Raw genomic sequence first — 4,319 nt, 5'->3', positions numbered from 1 at the left:
ACCTCTGCATTGACGAGCACCGCCTGGAAGGCCCCGCGACCGCGGGCCAGCCGGGCTGACCGGTAGGTGGACGGGTCGACCATCCGCGCCAGGTCGAGGATCCGGTGCGCCGACATCTCGGCTGGGACCAGGTCGAGGACCTCGCAGCCGTGCCGACGCGCGTAGGTGTCGGCTGCGCGGCGATGCTCGGGGCCGAGACGCACTCCGGAGGCGAGGAGGAGGATGTACGACGGATGCTGCGCGTGAGGGTCGTCCGAGCCGGGCTCGCCTCCCGGATGCCCATGGTCCACCGATTCGATGACGTCGATGGCACCTACCCGGCCGCGCAGCCGGATGCCGTTAAGGCCGATCCCCACACACGCGGCTACCGGGAGCCAGCCACGACGCCTCACCATCGGCCTCCTCTGAATATTTGATCCGCATCCGGTCCGCAGTCGGGAAGCCCCCGCAAAATACCTCTTGCATCCGAATTGCAGCCGAAGCTTCACCGACCGCTCCACGCCGCGCGGCTGAACCGGGTGGCCAGGCTGAACCGGGCCGGAACACGCCGCCGGGTTCGGCCGCACCCGCCGCGGCACGGGAGAACGTCACCGTAGGCACGCCGGAGCCCTGCGTCAGGGGCGCGGGACTGGTCTGATTTTGATCGTCGGCTCTGGCGGTGGCCCGGCGGTGGGCGCGTCCTGGGCGAGGTGGTTCCAGAACTACTCGACCACGGGTTGCCGCAGGCGAGGGCCGAGTTCGCGGATCAGGGCCGAGCTCGCGGATCAGGATGCCCAGCGCCTGGGTGTGCTCTGGATCGGGCTTGGTGGAAATGCCGGCGGCACGTAGGCCGCGGACCTGGCTGAGAGTGAGGTCGGCGAGCAGGATGATCATCTTGGTGTTGTCGTGTTCCGGGTCGATCAGCGCGCGGCGCAGGTAGCGCAGCTGGGCGGGGTGCTCGGCGTACATGCGGGCGACGGCGGGGTCGTGGGCTCTGCCGATCTCGGCCGCGTTGCCCTGCGCGGGGACGCCGAGCACCGCTGACCATTTGCAAAGCCTGCCGTACCGTCGGACAGCATGGGCATCGGAGAAGCCGTCATCGTCAACACCGCGGCGACCGCGGCCTTTGACGGGCAGATCGGGTAGGTCGGCTAGGTCGGCCAGGTCGTCCCCGACACCGAAACCCTTGCCATCGCGACGAAGATCGCCGAACGGATCGCCGGCAACTTCACCGGCCACTGAGGACAGACTATGACCTACCGATCATCGTGGATGACCGAGGAGCTCGACCAGCTCCAAAACCTCACCCGCACCTTCCTGGCCAAGGAATCCGAACCCAACCACGAGCGGTGGACCGAACAGCACGCGGTCGACCGCGAGTTCTGGAACAAGGCCGGCGAGATCGGCCTGCTGTGCATCAGCTGCCCCATCGAGTACGGCGGCGGTGGCGGCACGTTCGCGCACGAGGCCGTGGTGTTGCGCGAGCAGGGCTACATCGCCGACGACTGCTGGGCCTACCTGGTGCACAGCCCGATCGTCGCGCGCTATATCAACGCCTACGGCGGCCACGAGCAGAAGCAGCGATGGCTGCCCAGACTGGCGTCCGGTGTGTTCGTCGGCGCGATCGCGATGACCGAACCGGGCACCGGTAGCGACCTGCAGGCCGTGCGCACCACCGCCCGGCGCGAGGGTGACCATTACGTGATCAACGGTGCGAAGACGTTCATCACCAACGGTACCCACTGTGACCTGCTCATCATCGTGGCCCGCACCGGCAACGCGCCCGGCGGCAGAGGGCTGTCGCTGATCGTGGCGGAAACCCAGGGGCTGCAAGGGTTCGAACGCGGCCGGGTGCTGCAGAAGATCGGCGCGATGGGCACCGACACCCGCGAGCTGGCTTTCACCGACATGCGGATGCCGGCGGCCAACCTGCTCGGTCCGGCCGAGGGCCAAGGCTTCATGCAGCTGGTACAGCAACTGCCGCAGGAACGGCTGTCCATCGCGGTGAATGCCGCGGCTGCCGCCGAACACGCCGTCGACCTGGCCATCGCCTACGCCAAGGAGCGCACGGCGTTCGGCAAACCCCTGCTGGAATTCCAGAACACCCGGTTCGTGCTCGCCGAGTGCCGTACCGAAGCGCTGGCGCTGCGCACCTTCATCGACCACTGCATCACCGAGCATGTGGCTGGCCGGCTCGACGGCGCAACCGCGTCCATGGCCAAATACCTGGCCACCGACAAGCAGTGCGAGATCGTCGACCGCTGCCTACAGATCTTCGGCGGCTACGGCTACATGACCGAGTACCCCATCGCCCGCATGTACGCCGCAGCCCGCGTCCAGAGGATCTACGGCGGCACCAACGAAATCATGAAGGAGCTCATCGCCCGCTCCCTCTGACCGGCAAGAGACCAACCACGCCCGGAGCAGGATCCACCTAGCATGCGGGGGGTTCGGGGGGGGGGGGGGGCTCGGCCCTCCCGGTAGGCCTGGCGGAACGACGAGGTCCGCCCCCGCGCGGACACAACCCACCCAGAGTGGAGCGGGTGACCGGGATCGAACCGGCATGGCCAGCTTGGAAGGCTGGGGCTCTGCCATTGAGCTACACCCGCGAGGTGATCGATGCGAGCTTACCCCGTAGAATGAGCAGGCAACGCCTCGGGGCGTAGCGTAGTGGCTAGCGCGCCTGCTTTGGGTGCAGGAGATCGGGAGTTCGAGTCTCCCCGCCCCGACCGATAGCCTCGGCGTGTCACCCCCCTGTCCAACGTCGTACCAGGAGACCGCCGCGCCGTGAAGGCCACCAAGGAGACCCTCAGCCCGACCCGGGTCAAGCTCACTGTCGAGGTGCCCTTCGACGAGCTCAAGCCCTCGCTCGAGGCCACATATCGCAAGCTTGCCCGCCAGGTCCGGGTCTCGGGCTTCCGGCCGGGCAAGGTCCCGCCGCGCATCCTGGACCAGCGGCTGGGCCGGGATGTCGTCCTGGACGAAGCCGTCCAGGAGGCGCTGCCGCAGCTCTACTCCGAGGCCGTGCAGGCCGAGGAGGTCGACGTGCTGTCCCGGCCCGAGGTGGACATCACCGAGTTCGCCGACGGCGGCCAGCTCGTCTTCACCGCCGAGGTGGACGTCCGGCCCGAGGTGACCCTGCCGGAGTTCTCGGAGCTTGAGGTCATCGTTGACGCCGTCGAGGTCACCGACGAGCAGGTCGAGGAGCAGGTCGGCGCGCTGCGTGATCGTTTCGCGGTGCTTACGCCGGTGGAGCGGGCCGTGCAGGCGGGTGACTACGTCTCGCTCGACCTGTCCGCCGAGGCAGACGGCACGCCGATCGAGGATGCCGAGGCGACCGGGCTGTCCTACGAGGTCGGCAGTGGCAACCTGGTCGAGGGTCTCGACGACGCGATCATCGGCGCCACGGACGGCGAGACTCGTACCTTCACCACGGAGCTGCTCTCCGGCGAGCAGGCCGGTCAGCCCGCCCAGGTGACGGCGACGGTCCGCGGGGTCAAGGAGAAGGAGCTCCCGGCCCTGGACGACGACTTCGCGACCACCGTCAGCGAGTTCGACACCCTCGACGAGCTGCGCGCGGACATCCGGGCGCGCCTGGAGCAGTCGCGCCGCACCGAACAGGTCGGCCAAGCCCGGGAGAAGTTGCTGGAAAGCCTCCTGGAGCGGGTGGAGGTGCCGGTGCCCGGCTCGCTGCTCGTCGGCGAGATCGAGGCCCGTGAGCACCGCCTCTCCCGCGAGCTGGAGTACATCGGCACGGACCGCACGTCCTACCTGGAGACCCTCGGCCAGACCGAGGAGGAGTTCGACGCGGAGGTCCGCGAGTCCGCCGGCAAGGCCATCCGCTCCCAGTTCATCCTGGACGCGGTGATCGATGCCGAGTCGATTGGGATCGACCAGGGCGAGCTGATGGAGCAGATCATCCTGCGTGCCCATCGCTCCGGGGTGCAGCCGGACGTCTACGCTCAGCAGCTTGCGCAGGGCGAGGGTCTGACGGCCCTGATGGCCGATGTCCTGCGGACCAAGGCGCTCTTCCTGTTGCTGGAGAACGCCAAAGTCGTCGACAGTGCGGGGACCTCCGTCGAGCTCGCTCTGCCGGCCCGTCCGCAGCCGGGCGCCGACGCGGACGCGGATCATGACCACGACGTCACCGTCGCGGCGGAGGCAGTCGCCCCCGGGGACGCCACGGTTGAGCCGGTTGAGCCAGTTGAGCCAGTTGAGGCGAAGACCGACGGCAACGGCTGATCGGCGCCTCGCCGCTGGCGCGGTCGCGTTCCTCCCGAAGCAACCATCGGGTCATAACAGGCGCATCGTGGGGGTTGGTCACCGGATCTGTCGCTGAT

The 4,319-nt window shown here is 68.4% G+C and carries 3 protein-coding genes, 2 tRNA genes and 1 pseudogene; 3 read left to right on the top strand and 3 right to left on the bottom strand.

What is annotated here, in order from left to right:
* Both AC08OQ_RS17970 and AC08OQ_RS17965 read right to left on the bottom strand, forming a co-directional pair.
* Window positions 1-356: pseudogene (locus AC08OQ_RS17970) on the bottom strand (class I SAM-dependent methyltransferase); the annotation flags it as partial.
* Entirely contained in the window at window positions 340-1,218 is an 879-nt protein-coding gene (locus AC08OQ_RS17965) for a hypothetical protein (RefSeq protein WP_476602163.1), read from the bottom strand. The pseudogene AC08OQ_RS17970 and the gene AC08OQ_RS17965, both read right to left, overlap by 17 nt.
* A gap of 33 nt (window positions 1,219-1,251) precedes the next feature.
* Here AC08OQ_RS17965 and AC08OQ_RS17960 point away from each other — a divergent pair, with 33 nt between their 5' ends.
* The gene (locus AC08OQ_RS17960) at window positions 1,252-2,376 is read left to right on the top strand and encodes an acyl-CoA dehydrogenase family protein (protein WP_462189138.1); all 1,125 of its coding nucleotides are present in this window, start codon (window positions 1,252-1,254) and stop codon (window positions 2,374-2,376) included.
* 138 nt (window positions 2,377-2,514) lie between these two features.
* On the opposite strand, the gene AC08OQ_RS17955 is transcribed toward AC08OQ_RS17960, so the two are convergent.
* Window positions 2,515-2,588, bottom strand: a tRNA-Gly gene (locus AC08OQ_RS17955).
* 47 nt (window positions 2,589-2,635) lie between these two features.
* Between AC08OQ_RS17955 and AC08OQ_RS17950 the strand changes: the two genes are divergently transcribed.
* Together AC08OQ_RS17950 and tig are read left to right on the top strand one after the other, a co-directional pair.
* Window positions 2,636-2,708: transfer RNA gene (locus AC08OQ_RS17950), tRNA-Pro, on the top strand.
* A gap of 58 nt (window positions 2,709-2,766) precedes the next feature.
* Complete coding sequence (gene tig / locus AC08OQ_RS17945; protein WP_476602162.1) at window positions 2,767-4,221, top strand: trigger factor; 1,455 nt, start codon at window positions 2,767-2,769, stop codon at window positions 4,219-4,221.
* The last annotated feature ends 98 nt before the right edge of the window (window positions 4,222-4,319 follow it).

It is taken from the genome of Frankia sp. CcCS3, assembly GCF_977927575.1.
This window is presented reverse-complemented; position numbering and strand designations above follow the sequence as displayed.

What these genes read in the sequence shown, in the direction of transcription:
- AC08OQ_RS17960 (WP_462189138.1), top strand. Translation starts at nt 1,252, where the DNA reads ATGACCGAGGAGCTCGACCAGCTCCAAAACCTCACCCGCACCTTCCTG.